A 20528-nucleotide genomic window follows, 5' to 3' on the forward strand; every position below is an offset into this window, starting at 1 on the left:
ACAGTACCCAACCGTCCGGCCGGCAACCCCGCTCATGGCCGTTCGGGGCGCCGCTGTTCACCGGAGGCGGGTACGGCGAGGCCGGTCGACACCCTCAACGCCCGCCCGTACGACGTCGAACCGCGGCTCGCCCGGTCCCTCGAAGAGGCCCGCACCCCGAGCCCCGAAGAATTCGCCGCTCAACCAGGGCCGTCGGAGGCTGCCGTCTCGCCGAGCATCGTGATCGCCGCGGTCGGCCCAGAGGTCGGCTGCCGCTGGGGGCGGGATTGCCAGGCGGCAGCGATTTCCATGGGGAAGCGGCGGGCGCTGCGGGTGAGGTGGATACCTTCCGCCAGTTCGGCGGTGTCGCCCACGTGGAGGGTGACGTACTCCTCGTCCGTGAGCAGGGTGGGCTGCCTGGCGCCGTTGCGGCGGAGGCGGGTGCCGTTGACGCCGAGGTTGCGGAGGGCGAGGGACTGCGCCGAGACTTGGACCGACAGATGGGCGCGGCTGATGCGGCGCAGCCGCTCCGGGGCGACGTGGCCGTACAGGGAGATGCCGCCGGGGCCCGGGTCGCGGCCCAGGACCACGGTGGAGCCGACGTCCAGGGTGAAGCGGTGGAGGCAGTCACCGTCCACGAGGAGCTTCAGCTGCGCGACGCCGGTGCGCGGCCCGTCGTCGACGAGCGGGGTGCGGTGCAGCTCGCAGACGGGGACGCCGCGCTTCATGCGGGGCAGGCGTATGGCGCCGCCCCTGCGGCTGTCGTAAAGAGTGCAGCCGCGCTCGGGGCATCGCCAGTGGCGGCGTACGACCTCGGTGATCGGCCTGCGGTTGCGTCCGGCCAGCAGGCCGTGGGCCTTCAGGTCGGACTCCTCCAGCTTTCGGGAGATCTGCGCGGGGCTGCGGGTACCCATGTCCCGTTCGGCGAGCTTCACGGCCCGTACGGGGGTCGGGACAGGGGTGAGGAACTGTGTGGTGTTGCCCTGGATCCAGGGGTGGGTGAGGCGAAAGTCGGCAAAGCCGTCCCGGCTGATCACCGGCAGACCGAAGCCTTCGGCGAGGTCGAGGAGGCGCTCGTCGGCGTCGGGCAGCTCCTCGACGAGGCCGGCTTCGATCCACTCCACGAGACGGGCGGGTTGCGCACGGTCGGGGTATTCGTGGACGTTGTGGCGCAGGCTGCGGTCGGCCAGGGCGTAGGCCGTCGCGTTGCGGTCGCCTGTGCGGCGGGCGAGAGCGTCGAGGACGAGGCCGAGACGGTCGAGAGAGCGGGCGTGCGGGCCACCAATGGCGGTGTCGCGGACAACGTTGGAGAGGTCGATCAGGGCGTCGGCCTGTTCCGGGTCGCCGGTGAGGTGCGCCGCGATGTCGTCGAGGTCCATCGTCACTCTGCGCCCCACAGCGTCAGCTTTGTTTGGACATCCGGGAGGTCCGAGCCGCTGGACGGGGTGATCCGCTCGATCACGAGCATCGCGAGATTGCCCTCACTGGTCCTGGTACACAGCACCGTGCCCGCCTTGATGGTCCGCTGTCGCTTCAGCTCGGTGCTCTCGACGTTCCCCGAGAGCGCGTTGCTGCCCGGGGCCTGATTGCACTTCGCGTACGACGTTCCGCTGCTGATGCCCATGGGCGTTTCCAGCTCCCAGCGACCGCCGGATTCGGGGCTGCGCACTTCGCTCATCACCAGTTCCTCGTCGCCGTCCGCGGTCTCGTCGTGGCCGTAGATCCTGGGCTTGTCGAGATCGACCGGGACGACCTCGGGTTCGGCCGGTGCGCGGAGTGCGAACGGCTGCGCGGCGATGAGCTTTTCCGGCTCTCCGCCGTTGTTCTTTTCGTTGTGGGTCGGGCTCTGCACTGTCGGCCCCGGGCCGGGGCCGGGGTCGGGGGAACCGCCGTCCGGCCAGAGCCAGGCGATGAGAGCAATGAGCAGGGCGAGGAAGGCACCACCGACGGACAGGCAGGTGATCAGCACCGGGTTGCGTCTCTTACGGCTGCCGCCGCCGGCCGACCACTGCTGCTGCGCAGGGGTGAATGGCGGCGGCGACGGCTGTCGGGTCCCGGGGTCGCCTCCGTACGGACCTCCGAATCCAGGCTGCTGCGGTCCTTCGGTCCAGGGGTGGGTGGCGGTGTCGGCGAAGCGGTGGCTCCCGGCGGTGCCGGGCGGCGGTCCGTAAGGGCCTGCGGTACCGGACGGGCCTGAGCCGGCGGACGTGCCGCCGGACGTGCTCTGCTCCGTAGGCGCTCCCCCAGCCTCCCCACCCTGTCGGGGGGCCTCCTGCCCGGCCGCACGCGCCGCCTCGGCCCGGACAGCGACCCGGGCACTCAGCGGCCCCGGCAGCCATCCGGCGATGTCCCGCAGCGGCCGACCGCCGTACTCCTCGCAGAGCGCGGCCAGTTCGGCGGCCGGGATCCGGTCGGCCGGGTCCGCGGCCAGGCAGCGCTCCAGCAGCGGGCGGAGGATGCCCGGGTACTCCGACAGGTCCGGCGGGCGTGCCGCGGTATTGGCTATCTGGGTGGCGATGGTCAGGCCGCCGCCCTCGCCGTACGGGTGCCGGCCCGTGGCCGCCACCGCCGCGATCAGGCCGAGCGAGAACAGGTCGCTCGCCGGCCCGACGGGGTCACCGAGGGCGTGCTCGGGCGACATGTACTGCGGGGTACCGATGAACTTGCCGCTGGTGGTGAGCTTCGTGGCGTCGGCGGCGCGGGCGATGCCGAAGTCGATGACGTACGGGCCCGTCGCCGCGAGCATGAGGTTGCTGGGCTTGAGGTCGCGGTGCACGACGCCGGCGGCGTGGATCGCGGTGAGCGCCAGCGCGGTGCAGCCCACCAGCTGGAAGACGGTGGGCAGCGGTAGCGCGCCGTGGTCGTCCAGGGCTTCCTCCAGGGGAATGCCGGGGACGAACTCCGAGGCTACCCAGGGCATATCGCCCGTGGTGTAGTGGTCGACGACCGGCACCAGGTGGTAGCCCTGCACCCGGCGCGCGGCCCGTACCTCCTGCTCGAAGCGGCGCCTGAAGCCGTCGTCCTGGCTGAGCTCGCGTCTGATCAGCTTGAACGCGACCGGCTGGCTACCGCGGGTGTGGGAGAGGAAGACCGTGCCCATGCCGCCCTCACCCAGACGGGCCCGCAGCCGGTAGCCCGCCACCTCCTGCGGGTCGTCGGGGTGCAGCGCACCGAGGGTCATGTCGGCGTCCGTACTGATGGTGGCCTCCCAGATGAGCAAGTGGTACGAGAAAGCAGACGATCGCGGGCCAACGCAAGTACAGCGTAGAGGAGTTGGTAACCAAGCGTGGAGGAGTTGGTAACCAAGGGGAACGCCTCGGGAGCACGCGTCACAGGGCCTGGGACAGTGTCCTGTGTGGCGAGTCGGGACTCGGCGTCTCCGCGGCCCCGACGCCGACGGTCCGCCGAACTCCACAGCGGCGAAGGCTGCGACTACCTCCTCTTTACGAACGCAGCCCCGAGCACTTCCTCACCTTCACAGCCGTCACAGCCGAGGCGGCGACTCTCATACGCCATCGCCGCATCGCCAAATGAAATGACGTGGATGCCCACCGCCGTCCAACTCGGAGCCAACCAGCACCGCGAAGACATCTTCTCGGGAGCAGCGTCGCTCTTCGCAGACGGCTACGGGACGCGGAACTCGCCGCTCGGAACACGTCCGCACCATCACGTCGGCACGATCATCGCCGACCGTTGATCCGTCGCCCGGCCGGCCAATCGCACCGCACCTGTCTGCGGGCCCGACGCTCAGCCGCGCAGATACCGGGTCAGCATCGCCACCAGTTCGTTCTCCAGCCTGGTGGGGTCGACCGGGGCGGGCTCGGCGATGAGCGGGTGCACGATGAATTCGATCGCCGACACCGCGACCCGCGCCGCCGTCATGGTGTCGGCCACCCGGACCTCCGGGTGGGTCTCGAAGAGCTCCCGGATGTATTCGATGTCCGCCTGGTGGAGCCGGGCGACCTTCTGCACCAGCTCAGCCGACAGCGGCGGCTGTTCCATCATGACCCGCAGCAGATGCGGATCCCCGAGGTGGTTCTCGATCGACGTCCGTACGAACAGGCGGATGATCTCTTCCAACGACTCCGGCAGCGCGCCGCTGCGGCGGCGGCTCATGGCCGCGGCGCCGGCGTCCAGGTGCCGGGTGACCAGTTCGGCCAGGATCGCGTCCTTGTTCGGGTAGTACTGGTACAGCGAACCGATCGAGACTCCGGCCTGTTCGGCGATCCGGTTCGTGGTGCCCGCGGCATAGCCGTGTTCGGCGAAAACGTGAGCAGCCGCGGTGAGGATGCGCTGCCGTGTGAGCTCCGCGCGCACCTGTCGTGGCTCTTTACGTGGCTGAAGCCGTCGTTTCTCCGTCCCCATGGCACCCCCTTCGAAGCAGCGCCAAAGCGAGTAGCGCCGGTATTGAGTAATTGCTCATAATAGTGCCATGACCTGCTGCTCAGCAGACTTGGCCGCCGCGCCGGCTGCCGCAGGCGCACCCCACTGCGAACAAAACCGGAAGGAGCCCGTCATGACGCATGCCCGCGTCCGGCCGCGCAGGGTGGCACCCGCCGAGGTCCGTGCCCGGCTGGGCGAACCCGAAGCGATGCTCAAGGAGAAGAAACAGGACCGCATCGACGAGTTCTCCCGCCGCTTCATCGCGCATTCCCCGTTCCTGTCGCTGGCCACCTCCAGCGCGTCCGGTCAGCTGGACTGCTCGCCGCGGGGCGACTACCCGGGTTTCGTCAAAGTGCTCGACGAGCACACGCTCGCGATCCCCGACCGGCCCGGCAACAAGATCGCCGATTCCTTCACCAACCTCGCCGAGCACGACGGGGTCGGGCTGCTCTTCCTGATCCCCGGTGCCCGGGAGACGCTGCGCGTCAACGGACGCGGCTATCCCACCGACGAGCCCGACGTGCTCGCCCGGATGCAGACGGAGGCGCGCGAGCCCGTCCTTGCGATCGTCGTCGAGGTGACGGAGGCGTACTTCCACTGCGGTCGCGCGCTGATCCGGTCCCGGATGTGGGATCCAGCGAGCCAGGCGCTGGCCGATGAACTTCCGTCGGTGGGCGAGGTCGCGGCTGCCCAGTTCAACGTAGACATCGATCCGGCAATGGTCGAAGCGGGCCTCGAGGCCGGCTATCGCGAGCTGTACTGACAGGGGTTTCCCATGCAACACACGGTCATCGACCGGATCGAAGAGATCGCCGATGGTGTGGTCTCCGTGGACCTGCGCGGCGCCGCAGGGCCACTGGCGCCGTGGGAGGCGGGGGCGCACATCGACCTCGTCCTGCCGAACTGGCTGACGCGGCAGTATTCGTTGTGCGGCGACCCCGCGGAGCCCGAGTGGTACCGCATCGCGGTCCGCCATGAACCGCTCAGCCGGGGCGGCTCGGAGTACGTGCACCGTTTCCTGAGGCCCGGCCGGACACTCGAAGTCTCCCTGCCCCGCAATCACTTCCCGCTGGAACCCGCGCCGGAGTACCTCTTCGTGGCCGGTGGCATCGGCATCACGCCCATCCTGCCGATGCTGCGTACGGCGGTCGAGCGGGGTGCCGCGGCGAAACTCGTGTACGTGGGCCGGTCTCGCGCTTCCATGCCGTTCGCCGATGAGCTGCGGGCCGCGTACGGCGGCAGAGTGACCATCGTCGCGACCGACACACACGGCAGACCGGATTTCGTCGCGTCGGCAGCGGGGGTGGCTTCCGACGCCCTGGTCTACTGCTGCGGCCCGGGGCCGATGCTCGCCGCGCTCGAAGCGGCCTTCCCCGCCGGGCAGCTGCGCATCGAGAGGTTCCGGCCCGCCGCGCGGACGTTCGCACCGGAGAGGGCGTTCGAGGCGGTGTGCGCCCGAAGTGGACAGACGGTCCAGGTCGATGCCGGTAAGTCGTTGCTCGACGCGCTGAACCACGCCGGGCGGCCGGTCCCGTCCGGCTGCCGCGAAGGTGTCTGCGGCAGCTGCGAACTCACCGTCCTGGACGGCGAGCCCGAACACCGCGACGACATCGGCGCGCCCGAGGGCCGCATGTACCCGTGCGTGTCCCGCGCGCTTTCACCTCGCCTGGTTCTGGACCTGTAGAAGGACTCAAGGGGCCGTGCCGGATTGCTCCGGTACGTATCAACGGAGCGGCTGACCGACCGCAGGTGGACGAGGTCCGCCGAGGCCCGTCGTCGGCTGCGCTGCCGTGAGCGCGAGTACGTGGTGGCGGCCCGCTTCATGGGCGTCAGTCCGATGCACACCATCGTCCGTCACCTGGTACCGAACATCGGGTCCCTGCTCATCGTGACGTTCACCCTGGGTGTGGCCTCGACCGTGCAGGCCGAGACGGCACTCTCCTTCATCGGTTTCGGCGTCTCGCCAAAGCCGACGCCTTCAACAAGGCGTACGTGAGCAACCCCCACCCGGAGTGGGGCGCCGGCCCTTACACCATCTCCAAGTTCGACGCCAAGGGCGGCACCGTCTCCTACAAGCCCAACCCCAAGTGGTGGGGCGCCAAGCCGCATCTGGACGAGTTCACCTTCGTACAGATGGAAGAGAGCGCTTCCGTCAACGCCTTCAAGAACGGCCAGATCGACGCGGTAGAGGTGCAGGACGCAGAGCAGCTCAACCAGGTGAAGTCGGTGAAGGGGGCCGACCTTCGCCGCGGCACGACCACCTCCAACAACCCTCTGGTCTTCAACAGCACGTCGCCGCAGTTGAAGGACCCGGCGGTGCGCAAGGCTCTGATGGAGGGAATCGACCGTTCCCAGCTCGCGAAGATCACGTTCCAGGGGCTTGGCTACACCGAGCCCCTGCCGGGATCCTTCAATCTCTACCCCTTCCAGAAGGGTTACCAGGACAACTTCGGCAAGCTCGTGAAGTTCGATGCCGCCAAGGCGAAGAAGGACCTGGATGCCGCGGGCTGGAAGCCCGGCTCGGACGGTGTGCGGGCCAAGGGCGGCGAGAAGCTGGAACTGACCTTCCCCACCATCGGTGACAGGTCCACCACCAAGGCCCGTGCCACTGCCCTCGCCCAGATGATGAAGGACATCGGCGTCAAGCTGGACATCAAGGCGCACCCCTCCGCCGACTTCAACAAGGTGTTCACCCAGCGCGCCTTCGACATATTCGGTATGGGCTTCATTTCGAGCGACCCGAACGGGATGCTCTACATCTGCCAGATGTACTGCTCCGACTCCACTCTCAACGTCTCCCGCTCGGTGCCGAAGAGCATGGACAAGGAGACGAAGGCCGTCACCAACCTGCCGAGCCTGGACCGGCAGCTCGACGCCGGCAACAAGGTCGAGTTCAAAGCCATGAAGACCTACGGCGTCATGCCGACCTACAACGGCCCCACCATCTGGGCCGTCAAGAAGGGACTGGCCAACTACGGGGCCGCCCAGTTCTACGGCAACTACGGCGTCATGGGCCCGCCCGAGCTGATCGGCTGGCAGAAGAAGTAAGCCACCCTGCCGGGGGCTCCGCCACATCGATGCTGCGGCGGAGCCCCCGGCCAGTCGGGCACGCCGGCCCGTTGGATACGCCGGCCAGTAGCGGTCGGGGCTTTGCGTGCGGAGCAGTGAAGGTGACGAGTCCCGCCGTATGCAGCGCTCAGTCACACCGGCCGTCGTGCATCACCCCCGTAACGAAATGATCCACTTCCTTGTGCGGGCCGCGCCCACGCCCCTGGAGTGGGCTGATGCACTTTCCGACAGCAGGCGGCCGGTACCTCCGTCGCCTGCTCATATGGCACGCCGTGCCGGCCTCCCTCGTAGTGGTGGCGGTGGTGGCGTTTCTCGTCCTCCTCCCGTCCGGCGGCGCGCGCCCGGTGCCCAACAGCCCCTGCCGACCGGCCGATTCGGCGCGCGAGACCCCGGGGACGACCTCCGACGTCGACGGGGACGGCTTCGCCGATCCGGTGGACGAGATCTCCGACACGGAGACCTTCGACGTGCTCGTCGTGCCCGGCTCCGAGCACGGTCCGGACCATGACCGCGCGACCCTCCTCACCCGCGAGGACCTCGGTGTGCCGGACGACACCCAGACGGCGGACGAAACGTGGCGGCCCACGGTCGCCGACCTGGATGAGGACGGCCACGCCGACTTCGTCGTCAGCGGCGCCGCCAGTGTCCTGTGGGGAGGCCCCAAGGGCCCGCAGGCCGGCGGACCGCACAGGCGCGTCCTGCTACCGGGCAGCGAATACCACACCGCGCCGGTCGCCGGCGACTTCGACGGCGACGGCCGCGCGGAACTGGCCCTGCTCGGCGGGGGCAGCTGCTGGATCACCGACGGCGCCGGCCGCGACGAGGCATCCTTCAAGGTCGCCGGTTAGCGAGGAGCAAGGTCCGTAGCCACCTGCTCGTTGTGCCGGGTACGCGGTACGCGCCCCGGCAACGCGTGGCCCCGCGCCGGGCTTGAGCTCTGCCGCCGGGCGGGCCCGGGCCGAGGAACGGGCCCGCCCGCCCGCGCCCCGGCTTGCGGTCGCGGGATCCTCCGGCCCCCGAGGCCGCGAAAACAGTCCACCCACTCCGTCGGCGGACCGCCACAGGACTTCGACGCTAAAAGCAACAAAAAGTTGCTATAGTTGTCGGGGATGGTGAACCGTGAGTTCAAGGGAGAGGAGGCCGGGATGCGGATCCTGGTGAGTGGGGCAGGGGTGGCCGGCCTGAGCGCGGGCATCGATCTGGCGCGTGCCGGGCACACGGTCGAGATCGTCGAGCGTGCCGGACACCTGCGGATCAACGGTTCACCCATCGACGTGCGCGGTGACTCCGTCGGGGTGGTCGAGCGCATGGGGCTGCTGGACGAGGTGACCGGGCGTTCGATCACGATGACCGAGGGGGCGAAGTTCGTCGACGACAACGGCGATGTCATCGCTCCTCAGCCGATGTCGGAGACCAATGACTCCGACGACGACATCGAGATTCCACGCGAAGACCTGATGCGCGTGCTGCGGAAGGCTCTGCCGGAAGAGGCCCAGCTGCGTTTCGAGGACTCCGTGCGGACTCTGACCGACGACGGCGACCAGGTCACCGTCGTGTTCGAATCGGGGCGGGAGGGCCGGTACGACCTCGTGGTCGGTGCGGACGGCGCGCACTCGAACGTGCGGCGGCAGGCGTTCGGCCCGGAGCGGGAGTTCTCCCGGCATCTCGGCCTCTACGTCGCGATCGGCGCCGCGCCCGAGGAAGCAGCCCCGGAAAACACCGCGCATTCGGTGCACATCCTCAACCTGCCGGGGCGGATGGCTTGCATCGGCCGTTACCGGGATCAGGCACTCGCGATCTTCACCTTCCGCTCGGAGGAAATCGAGTACGACCACCACGACCTGGCCGCGCAGAAACGCATCCTCACCGACTTCTACGGCGAGGACCGACAGTGGAGGATTCCTCAACTGCTGTCCGCCGCCCAGGCGGACCCGGAGCTGTACTTCGACGCCATCGCCCAGATCCACATGCCGACGTGGCACCGGGGGCGCGTCGTCCTCATCGGCGACGCCGCGCACTGCGCGACTCCGATGGCCGGGCGCGGCACCTCGCTCGCGCTGACCGGGGCGTGGTTGCTGACCGAGGCCCTCACCCGCCACGACGGCGACCACACGGCGGCGTTCACCGAGTACGAGCGTCGCCAGCGGCCGTACTCGGACAAGGCACAGGAGTCCGCGAACGGTGGGGCTGATCTCATGGTCCCTGCCACGTGGGAGGACATCGAGCGGCGCAACGCGCGCCTGCTGCCCGCGCGGTAGAGGCGGTGCGGCATCATGCACAGGGGCCGGCCCGGCGGCACCGCCCCCTGTCCTCGAACGGCCGCTGAGCAGTGAGTCTTCAGGAGTGAGTGACGGTGGCCGACCACAGCAGTGCGAGCAAGGACGCCGGAAACGCGACGCCGGCCCGGCGGCCGGGTGGACGCAACGCCCGCCTGCGTGAGCGCGTGCTGGCCGCGGCCACCGAACTGGTCGCCAGGGACGGCATCGAGCGGTTCCGCTACGAGGAAGTGGCCGAACTCGCAGGGGTGAACAAGACCACCGTCTACCGGAACTGGCCGGACCACGCCGAGCTGGTGGTCGAAGCGCTGTCCTCGTTCGACGCGGACACCATCGCGGTGAAGGACTCCGGCGACCTCCGCGCGGACCTGGCCGACTTCCTCATGGCCCTCGCCGATTCCCTGTCCACTCCGCGAGGCCGCGCGCTGTCGAACGTCGCGGCGTTGGCCCCGGCGAACGAAGAAGTGATCGCGATCGTGGACGCCGCGCACGAGCGGCGGATGGCGACCATGCACCGGCGGCTGGAGAAGACGTTCGAACGCGGCGAGCTGCCGTCGGTGGACATCCATTTCCTCACCGAAATGCTGTCCGGCCCGGTACATCTGCTCCTCCGCCGGGGTCAGCGGTCATTCAGCCGCGCGGACGCGGAGCAGGTCGTCGACATCGTTCTGGCGGGTCTTCACGCGGTGCACGCCGGATAGGGCAGCGACGGGATGTCAGCACGGCCCGTCCACATCCCCTGTCCGTACTCGACTTGCCGAGCGGATCGCCGCCGCCCTGGAGCGGCGCGGCTCAGTGGCTGGACAGCATGCGCAGTACGTCGGCATGCTGCCCACGGGCCTCGGCGTACCTCAGGGGTTCGACGGCCTTGACGAGGATCTCGGCCGGCTGCTCGTCGGACCCGATGATGTCCAACACCTCGTCCAGGTAGGCATCCAGCGGCATGGCATTCTCTGCCTCCTCCTGCCCCATGAGAGTGGTGCGGACGGCCGGAGGCGCGAGCTCCAGGACTTCGATACTGGTGTCGGCGAGCTGGACACGCAGGCTCTGGGTGAAGGAGTGGACCGCGGCCTTGGTGGCGCAGTAGGTCGGCGTCATGGGCAAGGGGACGAAGGCCAGCCCGGAGGAGACCGTCATGATCGTCGCCTGCGGTCGGGTGGCGAGATGCTCGGTCAGAGCGGCCACGAGACGGATGGGGCCGAGCAGGTTGGTGGTCACGGTCGCCTCTGCCGTACTCAGGAAGTCGCCGCTGTGGAGGTCCTCCGGCAGCATGATGCCGGCCATCGCGACCAGGACGTCGAGGTCGGGGAAGCGCCTCACCAGCTGCGCCGTGACGTCCCGGACGGCGACCGGGTCGGTGGTGTCGAGCAGGACGGACTCGATGCCTGGGTTCTCCGCGACGATCTGCGCCAGCCTCTCCTCGCGGCGCCCGGAGACGATGACCCGGTTGCCTGCCGCGTGCAGGCTCAGCGCGAGGCCGAGGCCGATACCGGAGGTCGCCCCGGCGATGAAGACGGTGTTGCCGGTGAGCTTCATGGGTGTTCTCCGCTGTGGTCGGTTGGTGGGGAGAGCGACGTGTGCCGACAGCCGGTGCGGATGCACCTGTACCGGCACTCGGCGTGTACCGACCAGTCGACGTCATCCGGCGGCCCGGATGAAGGGCCCGCTCAGCCACTGATCGACGGTCAGTGGATAAGGCCCAGCACGGCTGCGACCATGGTGAACGTGAACGTGCCGGAGGAGCCCCATGGATGAGATGGCGGACCGCGCTTCGCTGGGCGCCTTCCTGCGTGCCCGGCGGGAGTCGCTGCAACCGGAGGACGTGGGACTGCGTCGTGGATCGCGCCGGCGCGCCCGTGGGCTGCGACGGGAGGAGGTGGCCGAGCTCTGTGACATGTCGGCCGACTACTTCGCCCGGCTGGAACGGGGCACCGGGCCGCAGCCCTCGCAGCAGATGGCGGCGGCCATCGCCCGCGGGCTGCGCCTCACCCCGTACGAGCGGGATCACCTGTTCCTGCTGTGCGGGCACCGCACACCGCACCGGCAATTGCGCAGCGAGCACGTCAGCCCCGGGCTGATGCGCATCCTGGACCGGCTGCAGGACACCCCGGCCCAGGTGATGGGCCCCCTCGGAGAGACGCTGCTCCAGACACCTCCGGCCGTGGCCCTGCTCGGCGAGCAGACCCACTACACCGGAGACGCGCGCAGCGCCCCGTACCGCTGGTTCACCGACGAGGTCGCGCGCAGCCGGTACCTTCCCGATGACCACGACCACTACAGCAGGGTGAACGTCTCGCTTCTGCGGGCGGTCTCCACGCGGGACGGACCCCATTCGCAGGCCTCCCGCCTTGCAGCCGGACTGCTGCGGGAGAGCGAGGAGTTCGCATCGCTGTGGGACCGGCAGGAGGTCGGCCTGCGCTGGAGCGACGCCAAACGCTTCGTCCACCCGCAGGTCGGGCGCATCGATCTGTTCTGCCAGAACCTGCAGGATCTCGACACCGCACAGACCCTGCTCGTCTTCACCGCGACGCCCGGCACCGACAGCTACGACAGGCTGAGCCTGCTGAACGTACTCGGCGCGGAGAGCTTCCCGAGCGGGTGACCCCGCGCTCGCCTTGGCCTCCGGTCTCGGACCGCACCGCGACCGTCGGTTTGCCGGCCTCAGCAGTCCGGACCGGGGACCAGTCACTGGCCCGTCCGTTCCGCATCCACAGACCGGCTACGGGGCGGGATCGTGGACGACGGTGGCACCGGCAGCTGTGCCCGTGTCAGCGTCGGGTTCACGCCCGAGCCCGAGTTCCCGCAGCTGGAGCCGGGTATGTGCGGCGTCCGCCGCCGGTGTCCGGCCGTAGAGGTGCCGGTAGTCGCGGGAGAAGTGGGATGCGCTTCGGTAGCCGACCGCGGACGCGGCCTTTGCCGCGGCTTCTTCGAGGACGATCATCCGGTGGCGGGCTTCTCCCAGCCGGAGCCGCTTGAGGTACTGCGTGGGTGTCATCGATGTCGCTTCTTTGAAATGTCTCAGGAGTGTGGGCCGGCTCGTTCGGGCCGCGGCAGCGAGCGCGTCGACCGTCCAGGGTTCAGCCATGCGGCTGGTCAGCAGGCTCACAACGCGCGGCACGACGGCATCTCCGTTCAGGGCCGCCGCGACGACTCTCGGTGCCTGGTCTGTCTGCATCAGGCGCAGGATGACCTCGCGCGACACCAGCGGCCCCAGGACGGCCATGTGCTCGGGCTCGTCCAGGAGGGCGACGAGGCGGGCGAATGCATCGGCGAGAGCCGGGGTCCAGGTGCCGAGCCGGTCCCCGGCCGCCGACAGCCGGTTGCCGCCCGGCATCGCGGCCGCCACTTCCGCGATGAGGGTCGGGGAGAGCCGCCAGCGCGCGGACAGGAAGCCGCGCTGTTCTTCCGTCTCCACCACGGCCGATACGACAGGGAGGTCGACCGGGGTGATGAAGAACCGGTCGCGTCCCCAGACCTGGTTGTCGTTGCCGACGACAGAGCGTTTACGTCCGGCTACCACGACGGACAGGGACGGGGGGTAGTGCTGGTAGCCCAGGCCCGTGGGGGCGGTGACATGGCTGAGCCGGAGCCCGAGCCTGTCCGCCCGTACCGGGTCACCTGACCGTCGCAGGATGACCTCGGCCATCCGGTCGAGACTTCCGGCGGTCGCTTCGTCCATACCGGACATCCAACCTCATCGGCCTGGTCGGGGCTCACACGTGGGAAATGAGCAAGAAGATGAGCGGTGCAGGCAATATTCCGGTCACCCAGGAGGTGATGATCGACTTATGCGAACGAACGAAGACCTCCTTTCCTCCCTCCCCGCCGATGGCACGCTCGCCGGCCGCACCGCCCTGGTCACCGGCTCGTCCGGCGGGATCGGCGAGGCCGTTGCCCGGGTCCTCGCCGCGTCTGGCGCCGACACCGTCGTCAGCGGCCGGAATCCGGAGCGGACCCAGGCCGTAGTGGACGCGATCACCGCATCCGGCGGAAGGGCACACGCTCTCACCGCCGACCTCGGGGCCGATCCCGCCGCCATCCGCGCTTTCGCGCAGGGGGCCGAGGACGCACTCGGTGGACGAGTCGACATTCTCGTCAACAATGCGGGCGTGTACCCGGGCTTCCGCACCGACGCCGTCACCGATGACGAGATGCAGGCCCTGTGGGCCACCAACATTCGTGCCCCGCACGTCCTCGTCGCGAGCCTGGCACCGCGCATGGCCGAACGAGGTTCCGGCGCTGTGGTGAACATCGGCTCCTGGATGGCACGCGTAGGCGTCCCGAACAAGGCCCTGTACCCGGCGACGAAGGCCGCCATCGAGCAGCTGACCCGCTCCTGGGCGGCGGAGTACGGACCGCGGGGCGTCCGCGTGAACACCGTGGCACCGGGAGCCACAGCGACACGGGGCACCGCGAAGAATGCGGACGCGCTCGCCGCGATGACGAAGGCGACGCCTGCCGGTACTCCTGTGCGCCCCATCGATATCGCCTACGCCGTCCGCTACCTCGCCTCCGACGAGGCGGCCTTCGTGCACGGGGCGACCCTCGATGTCGATGGCGGGATGGCGGCAACCCGGCTGCGCTGACCGACACGCGGTCAACGTGCTGAATCGCGCCTGCCCACCGCCGTGCTCAACACGTCACGCACCCGCGTTGGACGCAGGTGTCGGCAGGTCACAGCCCGGTGCCGCCCGATCACCATGGCTTCTTGACGCCGGGTCAAGGAGGCTGATCCCCCAACTGGTCCCCAAGAATGGCCAAGGGCCGGTTTCGGATTTCTCCGAAACCGGCCCTGACCTGCGACTGTCTCCAGTCGGGACGACAGGATTTGAACCTGCGACCCCTTGACCCCCAGTCAAGTGCGCTACCAAGCTGCGCCACGTCCCGATGCCCGTCTGACCTGGGGTTTCCCCTGGCCTGACCTGCAAGAGAACCATACCCCACTCCGGCCGTCCGACCGACTCCGCCATGGAGGGCCGTGCCGGCACGCAGGGCCACAACAGGGGGACAATCAGCGGATGGACGAGAAGAGCGACGGCTCGGACGGCACCGCCAGGGATCGCGACCCGGAGGGCCGGGCGCGCAACGCGCGGCCCAGGGACGGGCTCGGGCGCCCGCTCCCCTATGGGGCCGAGGGTGTGGAGCGGCAACCGGAGGGGGTGGTGCGCACTCCCGCCGAGACCGTGCGGGAGGCGCAGCGGCTGCTCGACGCCGGGATGCCCTTTCACGCGCATGAGGTGTTCGAGGACGCCTGGAAGTCGGGGCCCGAGTCGGAGCGAGCCCTGTGGCGCGGGCTCGCGCAGCTCGCCGTCGGGCTGACGCACGCCGCCCGCGGCAATACCGCCGGCGGTGCACGGCTGCTGCTCAGGGGCGCGGGCGGACTCACCGCGTACCCCGAGGCCATGCCGTACGGGATCGACATCGGCGGGCTGACGGCCTGGGCCGGGCACCTCGCGGGCGGGCTCCGCGGACCGGTCGATCCGCGGGCCTCGGCCCCGCGTCTCACCGGCGCCTGACCGCCCCCTCCCCCCTTGATGCCGCTCGCCGGCCGGAGACGCCCAGTGCATCGCACCTCCGCCGTGGAGAGGCGTACGGAGCTGATCCCGGGAGTCCGGCGAGCGTGCCGTGCGGTCAGTGACGCACTCCATTATGCAACTTGTTGCACAAAGGGGCCCGGCTGGTCTACAAAGAGCTGACCACCACTGCGCACCGGAGGCGCCGGATGAGCCCGTACCCCCACCTGCTGAGCCCCCTCGACCTCGGCTTCACGACGCTGCCCAACCGCGTCCTGATGGGATCGATGCACCTCGGGCTCGAAGAGGCACCCGACGGCTTCGAGCGGATGGCCGAGTTCTACGCGGCCCGTGCACGCGCCGGCGCCGGGCTCATCGTGACGGGCGGGATCTCCCCCAACGAGCAGGGCAGGCCGCTCGACGGCGGCGCCAAGCTGACCACCACCGCCGAGGCCGCCCAGCACGCGACCGTGACCGAGGCCGTCCACCGGGCGGGCGGCCTGATCGCCATGCAGATCCTGCACTTCGGCCGGTACGCCTACCACCCCGGCCTGGTGGCACCGAGCGCGGTCCAGGCACCGATCAGCCCGTTCGTCCCGCACGCCCTCACCGATGACGAGATCGAGCGGACCATCGAGGACTTCGTACGGGCCGCCGAGCTGGCCAGGGGCGCGGGGTACGACGGTGTCGAGATCATGGGCTCCGAGGGCTATCTGATCAACGAGTTCATCGCGGCGCAGACCAACCACCGCGAGGACCGCTGGGGCGGGTCGTACGAGAACCGGATCCGCTTCCCCCTGGAGATCGTCCGGCGGGTACGGGAACGGGTGGGGCCCGACTTCATCCTCATCTACCGCCTCTCCATGCTCGACCTGGTCCCGGGCGGCTCGTCGCAGGACGAGGTGATCGCACTCGCCCGGAAGATCGAGGCGGCGGGGGCGACCATCATCAACACCGGCATCGGCTGGCACGAGGCCCGGATCCCGACCATCGTGACCTCGGTGCCACGTGGCGCTTACACCTGGGTGACGAAGAAGGTCATGGGCGCGGTCTCCATTCCCGTGGTCACCAGCAATCGGATCAACACCCCCGAGCTTGCTGAGGAGTTGCTGGCCGGCGGAGGCGCGGACATGGTGTCGCTCGCCCGTCCCTTCCTGGCCGACCCCGAGTTCGTGGCGAAGGCCCGGGAAGGCCGCTCCGACACCATCAACACCTGCATCGGCTGCAACCAGGCGTGTCTCGACCACACCTTCAGCGGGCTGATCACTTCCTGCCTGGTCAATCCGCGCGCCTGCCGTGAGACGGAACTGGTCCTTTCGCCGACCCGGCGCCGCAAGCGCGTCGGTGTGGTGGGCGCGGGTCCCGCCGGACTCGCCCTCGCCGTCTCGGCCGCCGAGCGCGGCCACGCGGTGACGCTCTTCGACGCCGCCGACGAGATCGGCGGACAGCTGAACGTGGCGCGGCGGATACCGGGCAAGGAGGAGTTCGACGAGACCCTGCGCTACTTCCGCGTCCAGCTCGGACTGCGCGGGGTCGATGTCCGTCTGAAGACCCTGGCGACGGTGGAGACGCTCACGGCGGAGGGCTTCGACGAGATCGTGCTCGCCACCGGAGTCGTCCCACGCACCCCGGACATCCCCGGCCTCGACCACCCCAGCGTCGTCAGCTATCTGGACGTCCTGCGGGACGGCGCCCCGGTGGGACGGCGTGTCGCCGTCATCGGAGCCGGCGGGATCGGCTTCGACGTGGCGGAATTCCTCACCGACAGCGGCGAGTCGGCGAGCCAGGACGCGGAGGTCTTCTTCCGGCAGTGGGGGGTCGACACGGAGCACCGCACGCCCGGCGGACTGCGTACACCGGTCCGCCCGGCCTCACCCAGGACCGTGCATCTGCTCCAGCGCAAGACCGGCAAGGTCGGTGCGGGGCTCGGGAAGACGACGGGGTGGATCCACCGTGCGGAGCTCAAGCACCGCGGCGTGACGACGGTCGCGGGCGCGACGTACGAACGGATCGACGACGAGGGCCTGCACATCACGGTCGACGGGGCCGGCCGGCTGATCCCGGTCGACACGGTCGTGCTGTGCACCGGTCAGGAACCGCGCCGTGAGCTGTACGAGGCGCTGCGCGCCGCCGGGCACCCGGTGCACGTGATCGGAGGGGCCGATGTGGCGTCCGAGCTGGACGCCAAGCGGGCCGTACGCCAGGGGACCGAGCTGGCCGCGAGGCTCTGAACCGGCACGCCGCGGCCCGGCCCGCAGCGCACAGCGGCCCGCCGCACCGCGCAGCACGACCCGCACTGCGGCACGGCGGCCCGGCATACGCCGCAGCGCGACCCGCACCGGTAGCCGCGCCAGGCAGCGCGGCAACGGCCCCCGCCGGGATCTCTTTAGGATGCCCGCATGTCCCTCCCCCACGCGATCCTCACCGCTCTGCTCGAAAAGCCGTCGTCGGGGCTGGAGCTGACCCGGAGATTCGACAGATCGATCGGTTACTTCTGGTCGGCGACGCACCAGCAGATCTACCGCGAACTGGCGAAACTGGAGCAGTCCGGCTTCATCAGGCCGCTGCCCCAGCAGCCCTCACGGGGGCGGAAGCGGGAGTACGAGGTGCTGCCCGAGGGGCGCGCCGAGCTGACGGCCTGGGTGGCCGGCTCCGAGGACCCCAGACCCGTACGCGATCCGCTGCTGCTGCGACTGCGGGCCGCGGCCGTGGTGGGGACCCACGGCATCGGAGCCGAACTGGAACGCCACCTCGGCCTGCACGAGCGGCAGTTGGCGGAGTATCTGGCCATCGAGGAGCGTGACTTCCCGGGCTCCTCGCTCCCGGCCGACGACCGGCTCCAGCATCTGGTGCTCCGGGGCGGGATCGAGCTGGAGAAGTACTGGATCGCCTGGCTCACCGAGGCGCTGGCCGAGGTCAGCGAAGACTGAGGCGTGCCTGGTCCGTCTTCCCCGGTGGCCCGGCGGCCCTGATTCATGTGATTTTCACGCAGCGCGGCTACGGTGGCGGCTGTGACCCAGATGAGCCCTCCCGGCTGGCACAGAGACCCCGGGTATACAGGAACAGGCCCTGTCCAGGAACGCTGGTGGGACGGCGCCCAGTGGACCGACCAGCTGCGGATGCCGCCTGCCGCCATCCGGCGGCGCAGGTTGCGGATCGGGGCCGCGGTCACTGCCGCCGTGGTGGTCCTGGCGGCCATCGGAGGCGGCATCTATCTGCTGACGGACGGATCGGGCTCCGGGCACACATCGGACGCGGCGACCGCGCCGTCCAGGGCGCCTTCGGACGCCCCCAGCCGGCCGGGCGGCGGGAGCAGCGGCCAGAACGGCCAGAACGGCGGTGGCAGCGGCGGGGATCAGGGCCCCGGGCAGCAGGCACCGCCGACCGAGGACGGCTACGCCACCGACGCGGCCAGCGGGATAGCCATCCCCGTGCCGAAGGGCTGGACCGGCCAGTCGGGGACGGTCGGCGCGGGCGTGACCATCGGCAAGTACTCCTGCCCCGGCGGCACCGACTCGGACGGCAAGCCCGCAGAGTGTGTGCGCGGCGGGGTGTTCTCGGAGCCGGCGATCGCCCTGAAGATCTCCGCGACCACCGCGAAGGCGGCGGCGAAGAAGGACATCGCGGGCAACGCCAAGGAGTCGTACGGGGAGACCTCTTCGGGGATCACCTCGCACAGACTGCTCAAGTCCGAGGCCGTCACCGTGGCCGGACAGCAGGGGTACCTGGTGCGCTGGAAGGTGGTGACGAAGAAGGGCGACGACGGGTACGTCCAGTCGCTGGCCTTCCCGTCCCCCGGGGCCGAAGGCATGCTGATCATGGTCCGCTCCGGCTTCGACATCAACGCCAAGGCGCCTGCCCTCTCCGTCATGGACAAGATCACCAAGGGCATCAAGGCGGCCTCCACTTCGGGATCCGGGTCCGGGTCCGGATCGGGCGAGGGCGCCTGACCCACTGCCCGTCCGCGCCCCCGCTCCCTTGGGCGGGGGCGCCGTCACAGGTCGGGCGGGTGCCCGGCCCGGGGCCAGTCGGGACCGGATCAGACCGGACCGGATCAGGCCGGGGCCGGATCAGGCCGGGGCCGGATCAGGCCGAGCGCGGGATCGAGCCGAGCGGGGATCAGGCCGAGCGCGGATCAAGTCCGGATGAGGTCATATCCCGGCTCCGGCGCCGGCTCCGGCTCCGGCTCCGGCTCCGGCTCCGGTCAAGGCAGTACGAGCCAGTCGGCGCCGACCGCCGCCACCAGGCCCACGCACAGCAGCCAGCTCGCGACCCTGGTGCGGCCGCTGCGGCTGAGTTCGATGACCACACCGCAGAGGATCAGCGCCATCCCGTAGTCGGCCACGACCAGCAGGGACGACCGGCTGGTGATCCGCTCCGCGAGCACCAGCGCGAGCGCCGCCATCACCACGGACGCCACCGCTATACGTATCCGCCGCGCCTGACGAGGCGTCAGTCCCGGCTTCCCGGGCTCGGTCAGATCCGTGTCCACCGCTTCGCTCTGGTCAGGAGTGCTCATGAGCGGGAATCGTAACGGAGAGCGCGCGACCGGCGTCGACCGCAGCCCGTCCTGATGCGCGGCGCGGGCCGGGAGATCCGGGAGATACTGTCCGGGCCGAGTTCACGGAGGCGCCGGTCTCCACTCCCCGTACCGAGGTGGCCGACGCCATGACCCTGCACTCCTTCCGAGAGAACGGCCTGCTCGCTCTGGAGACCGAACGGCTCGTGCTGCGCGAGCAGTCACCCGCCGCGGCCGCCGTGCTGGCCGAGGGCGGCACGGCCGGACTCGACTGGCTCGACGCGGCCCCGGGCAGCGGGACACAGATCGCCGGGAAGATGGTGGCGATGGCGGCCGAGGCCGGGGCGTATCTGCCCGGATGGGGGCTGTTCGCCATCCAGCGTGCCACCGACGGCGTCACGCTGGGCGGAATCGGCTTCCACGGGCCGCCGTCCGACGGCTCGGTGGAGATCGGCTACGACCTGACGGAGTCGGCGCGAGGCGCCGGATGGGCCACCGACGCGGTGCTCGCGCTCACCCGCTGGACGCTGCAACTCCCCGCCGTCCACACGATCGTGGCCATGACGGACCCGGGCAATCTGGCCTCGCAGCAGGTCCTGCGCCGGGCCGGTTTCGTCCGGCTGGCCGACGTGGACGGGCTGTGGGCGTACGAGCTGACGGGCGACTGACGGCCGGCTGACGGCCACGGACCGCCGAGGGGCCGGTCAGCCGCCGAGAGGCCGGGCGGCCGTGGCGCCACGCATCCGAAAACAGGTTGTGGGAGCGCTCCCCCGGCCCTCATAGTGACGC

General features: G+C 70.0%; 19 protein-coding genes, 1 tRNA gene and 2 pseudogenes. 15 read left to right on the forward strand and 7 right to left on the reverse strand.

Features of this window, described 5'->3' with window-relative positions; genetic code table 11:
* Window positions 1–179 precede the first annotated feature (179 nt).
* A complete protein-coding gene (locus G3I19_RS05805) occupies window positions 180–1376 on the reverse strand; it encodes an FHA domain-containing protein (RefSeq protein WP_203599222.1) in 1197 nt (398 codons plus the stop codon).
* The gene (locus tag G3I19_RS05810; RefSeq protein WP_239073990.1) at window positions 1361–3199 is read right to left on the reverse strand and encodes a serine/threonine-protein kinase; all 1839 of its coding nucleotides are present in this window, start codon (window positions 3197–3199) and stop codon (window positions 1361–1363) included. Before G3I19_RS05810 ends, G3I19_RS05805 begins: the two co-directional genes overlap by 16 nt.
* A 324-nt stretch (window positions 3200–3523) precedes the next feature.
* On the opposite strand from G3I19_RS05810, the gene G3I19_RS05815 reads away from it, so the two are divergent.
* Complete coding sequence (locus G3I19_RS05815; protein ID WP_164260182.1) at window positions 3524–3676, forward strand: hypothetical protein; 153 nt, start codon at window positions 3524–3526, stop codon at window positions 3674–3676.
* Between the two features lie 50 nt (window positions 3677–3726).
* Here G3I19_RS05815 and G3I19_RS05820 read toward each other — a convergent pair whose 3' ends face one another.
* Window positions 3727–4344, reverse strand: a complete 618-nt coding sequence (locus G3I19_RS05820) for a TetR/AcrR family transcriptional regulator (protein ID WP_164260184.1) — start codon at window positions 4342–4344, stop codon at window positions 3727–3729.
* Between the two features lie 151 nt (window positions 4345–4495).
* Here G3I19_RS05820 and G3I19_RS05825 point away from each other — a divergent pair, with 151 nt between their 5' ends.
* From G3I19_RS05825 to G3I19_RS05855, 7 genes and pseudogenes are all read left to right on the forward strand, one after another.
* Window positions 4496–5125 (forward strand): MSMEG_1061 family FMN-dependent PPOX-type flavoprotein, encoded by a 630-nt coding sequence (locus G3I19_RS05825; RefSeq protein WP_164260186.1) that lies wholly within the window; start codon window positions 4496–4498, stop codon window positions 5123–5125.
* Between the two features lie 12 nt (window positions 5126–5137).
* Entirely contained in the window at window positions 5138–6046 is a 909-nt protein-coding gene (locus G3I19_RS05830) for a PDR/VanB family oxidoreductase (protein ID WP_164260188.1), read from the forward strand.
* Window positions 6047–6151: 105 nt separating this feature from the next.
* Window positions 6152–6322, forward strand: a pseudogene (locus G3I19_RS05835) (ABC transporter permease subunit); the annotation flags it as partial.
* Window positions 6322–7410 (forward strand): annotated as a pseudogene (locus G3I19_RS05840) (ABC transporter family substrate-binding protein); the annotation flags it as partial. The pseudogenes G3I19_RS05835 and G3I19_RS05840, both read left to right, overlap by 1 nt.
* Window positions 7411–7646: 236 nt before the next feature.
* The gene (locus G3I19_RS05845) at window positions 7647–8279 is read left to right on the forward strand and encodes a VCBS repeat-containing protein (protein ID WP_343234995.1); all 633 of its coding nucleotides are present in this window, start codon (window positions 7647–7649) and stop codon (window positions 8277–8279) included.
* A gap of 261 nt (window positions 8280–8540) precedes the next feature.
* On the forward strand, window positions 8541–9689 hold the full coding sequence (locus G3I19_RS05850; protein ID WP_239073991.1) for an FAD-dependent monooxygenase: 1149 nt from the start codon (window positions 8541–8543) through the stop codon (window positions 9687–9689).
* Between the two features lie 95 nt (window positions 9690–9784).
* On the forward strand, window positions 9785–10408 hold the full coding sequence (locus G3I19_RS05855) for a TetR/AcrR family transcriptional regulator (RefSeq protein ID WP_343234996.1): 624 nt from the start codon (window positions 9785–9787) through the stop codon (window positions 10406–10408).
* 91 nt (window positions 10409–10499) lie between these two features.
* On the opposite strand, the gene G3I19_RS05860 is transcribed toward G3I19_RS05855, so the two are convergent.
* A complete protein-coding gene (locus G3I19_RS05860; protein ID WP_164260190.1) occupies window positions 10500–11243 on the reverse strand; it encodes an SDR family NAD(P)-dependent oxidoreductase in 744 nt (247 codons plus the stop codon).
* A gap of 220 nt (window positions 11244–11463) precedes the next feature.
* On the opposite strand from G3I19_RS05860, the gene G3I19_RS05865 reads away from it, so the two are divergent.
* Entirely contained in the window at window positions 11464–12309 is an 846-nt protein-coding gene (locus tag G3I19_RS05865; protein WP_164260239.1) for a helix-turn-helix transcriptional regulator, read from the forward strand.
* Window positions 12310–12426: 117 nt separating this feature from the next.
* Here the strand turns inward: G3I19_RS05865 and G3I19_RS05870 are convergent, their stop codons facing one another.
* Window positions 12427–13386 carry an AraC family transcriptional regulator gene (locus tag G3I19_RS05870; protein ID WP_164260192.1) on the reverse strand — a complete coding sequence of 320 codons (960 nt, stop codon included), beginning with the start codon at window positions 13384–13386 and terminating at the stop codon, window positions 12427–12429.
* Window positions 13387–13495: 109 nt separating this feature from the next.
* On the opposite strand from G3I19_RS05870, the gene G3I19_RS05875 reads away from it, so the two are divergent.
* Window positions 13496–14293 carry an SDR family oxidoreductase gene (locus tag G3I19_RS05875; protein WP_164260194.1) on the forward strand — a complete coding sequence of 266 codons (798 nt, stop codon included), beginning with the start codon at window positions 13496–13498 and terminating at the stop codon, window positions 14291–14293.
* Window positions 14294–14520: 227 nt separating this feature from the next.
* On the opposite strand, the gene G3I19_RS05880 is transcribed toward G3I19_RS05875, so the two are convergent.
* Window positions 14521–14594 (reverse strand) — tRNA-Pro (locus tag G3I19_RS05880).
* A gap of 131 nt (window positions 14595–14725) precedes the next feature.
* Here G3I19_RS05880 and G3I19_RS05885 point away from each other — a divergent pair.
* From G3I19_RS05885 to G3I19_RS05900, 4 genes are all read left to right on the forward strand, one after another.
* The gene (locus G3I19_RS05885; RefSeq protein ID WP_164260196.1) at window positions 14726–15223 is read left to right on the forward strand and encodes a DUF309 domain-containing protein; all 498 of its coding nucleotides are present in this window, start codon (window positions 14726–14728) and stop codon (window positions 15221–15223) included.
* Window positions 15224–15429: 206 nt separating this feature from the next.
* Entirely contained in the window at window positions 15430–17451 is a 2022-nt protein-coding gene (locus G3I19_RS05890; protein ID WP_164260198.1) for an NADPH-dependent 2,4-dienoyl-CoA reductase, read from the forward strand.
* 168 nt (window positions 17452–17619) lie between these two features.
* Complete coding sequence (locus tag G3I19_RS05895) at window positions 17620–18150, forward strand: helix-turn-helix transcriptional regulator (RefSeq protein WP_164260200.1); 531 nt, start codon at window positions 17620–17622, stop codon at window positions 18148–18150.
* 81 nt (window positions 18151–18231) lie between these two features.
* Window positions 18232–19170: a DUF2510 domain-containing protein gene (locus tag G3I19_RS05900; protein WP_343234997.1), complete on the forward strand. Its 939-nt coding sequence runs from the start codon at window positions 18232–18234 to the stop codon at window positions 19168–19170.
* A 254-nt stretch (window positions 19171–19424) separates the two neighbouring features.
* On the opposite strand, the gene G3I19_RS05905 is transcribed toward G3I19_RS05900, so the two are convergent.
* Entirely contained in the window at window positions 19425–19739 is a 315-nt protein-coding gene (locus tag G3I19_RS05905; protein WP_164260202.1) for a hypothetical protein, read from the reverse strand.
* A 149-nt stretch (window positions 19740–19888) separates the two neighbouring features.
* Here G3I19_RS05905 and G3I19_RS05910 point away from each other — a divergent pair, with 149 nt between their 5' ends.
* A complete protein-coding gene (locus tag G3I19_RS05910; RefSeq protein ID WP_164260204.1) occupies window positions 19889–20407 on the forward strand; it encodes a GNAT family N-acetyltransferase in 519 nt (172 codons plus the stop codon).
* Window positions 20408–20528: the final 121 nt, after the last annotated feature.

The sequence above is a fragment of the Streptomyces sp. SID10853 genome (assembly GCF_010548145.1).
GTDB lineage: Bacteria > Actinomycetota > Actinomycetes > Streptomycetales > Streptomycetaceae > Streptomyces.

Excerpts from the sequence above, each read along its gene's own strand:
- G3I19_RS05860 (WP_164260190.1), bottom strand. The coding sequence starts at position 11,243 with ATGAAGCTCACCGGCAACACCGTCTTCATCGCCGGGGCGACCTCCGGT.
- G3I19_RS05865 (WP_164260239.1), top strand. The coding sequence starts at position 11,464 with ATGGCGGACCGCGCTTCGCTGGGCGCCTTCCTGCGTGCCCGGCGGGAG.
- G3I19_RS05885 (WP_164260196.1), top strand. The coding sequence starts at position 14,726 with ATGGACGAGAAGAGCGACGGCTCGGACGGCACCGCCAGGGATCGCGAC.
- G3I19_RS05815 (WP_164260182.1), top strand. The coding sequence starts at position 3,524 with ATGCCCACCGCCGTCCAACTCGGAGCCAACCAGCACCGCGAAGACATC.
- G3I19_RS05845 (WP_343234995.1), top strand. The coding sequence starts at position 7,647 with ATGCACTTTCCGACAGCAGGCGGCCGGTACCTCCGTCGCCTGCTCATA.
- G3I19_RS05905 (WP_164260202.1), bottom strand. The coding sequence starts at position 19,739 with ATGAGCACTCCTGACCAGAGCGAAGCGGTGGACACGGATCTGACCGAG.
- G3I19_RS05820 (WP_164260184.1), bottom strand. The coding sequence starts at position 4,344 with ATGGGGACGGAGAAACGACGGCTTCAGCCACGTAAAGAGCCACGACAG.
- G3I19_RS05870 (WP_164260192.1), bottom strand. The coding sequence starts at position 13,386 with ATGGACGAAGCGACCGCCGGAAGTCTCGACCGGATGGCCGAGGTCATC.
- G3I19_RS05825 (WP_164260186.1), top strand. The coding sequence starts at position 4,496 with ATGACGCATGCCCGCGTCCGGCCGCGCAGGGTGGCACCCGCCGAGGTC.
- G3I19_RS05850 (WP_239073991.1), top strand. The coding sequence starts at position 8,541 with ATGGTGAACCGTGAGTTCAAGGGAGAGGAGGCCGGGATGCGGATCCTG.
- G3I19_RS05895 (WP_164260200.1), top strand. The coding sequence starts at position 17,620 with ATGTCCCTCCCCCACGCGATCCTCACCGCTCTGCTCGAAAAGCCGTCG.
- G3I19_RS05830 (WP_164260188.1), top strand. The coding sequence starts at position 5,138 with ATGCAACACACGGTCATCGACCGGATCGAAGAGATCGCCGATGGTGTG.
- G3I19_RS05910 (WP_164260204.1), top strand. The coding sequence starts at position 19,889 with ATGACCCTGCACTCCTTCCGAGAGAACGGCCTGCTCGCTCTGGAGACC.
- G3I19_RS05890 (WP_164260198.1), top strand. The coding sequence starts at position 15,430 with ATGAGCCCGTACCCCCACCTGCTGAGCCCCCTCGACCTCGGCTTCACG.
- G3I19_RS05875 (WP_164260194.1), top strand. The coding sequence starts at position 13,496 with ATGCGAACGAACGAAGACCTCCTTTCCTCCCTCCCCGCCGATGGCACG.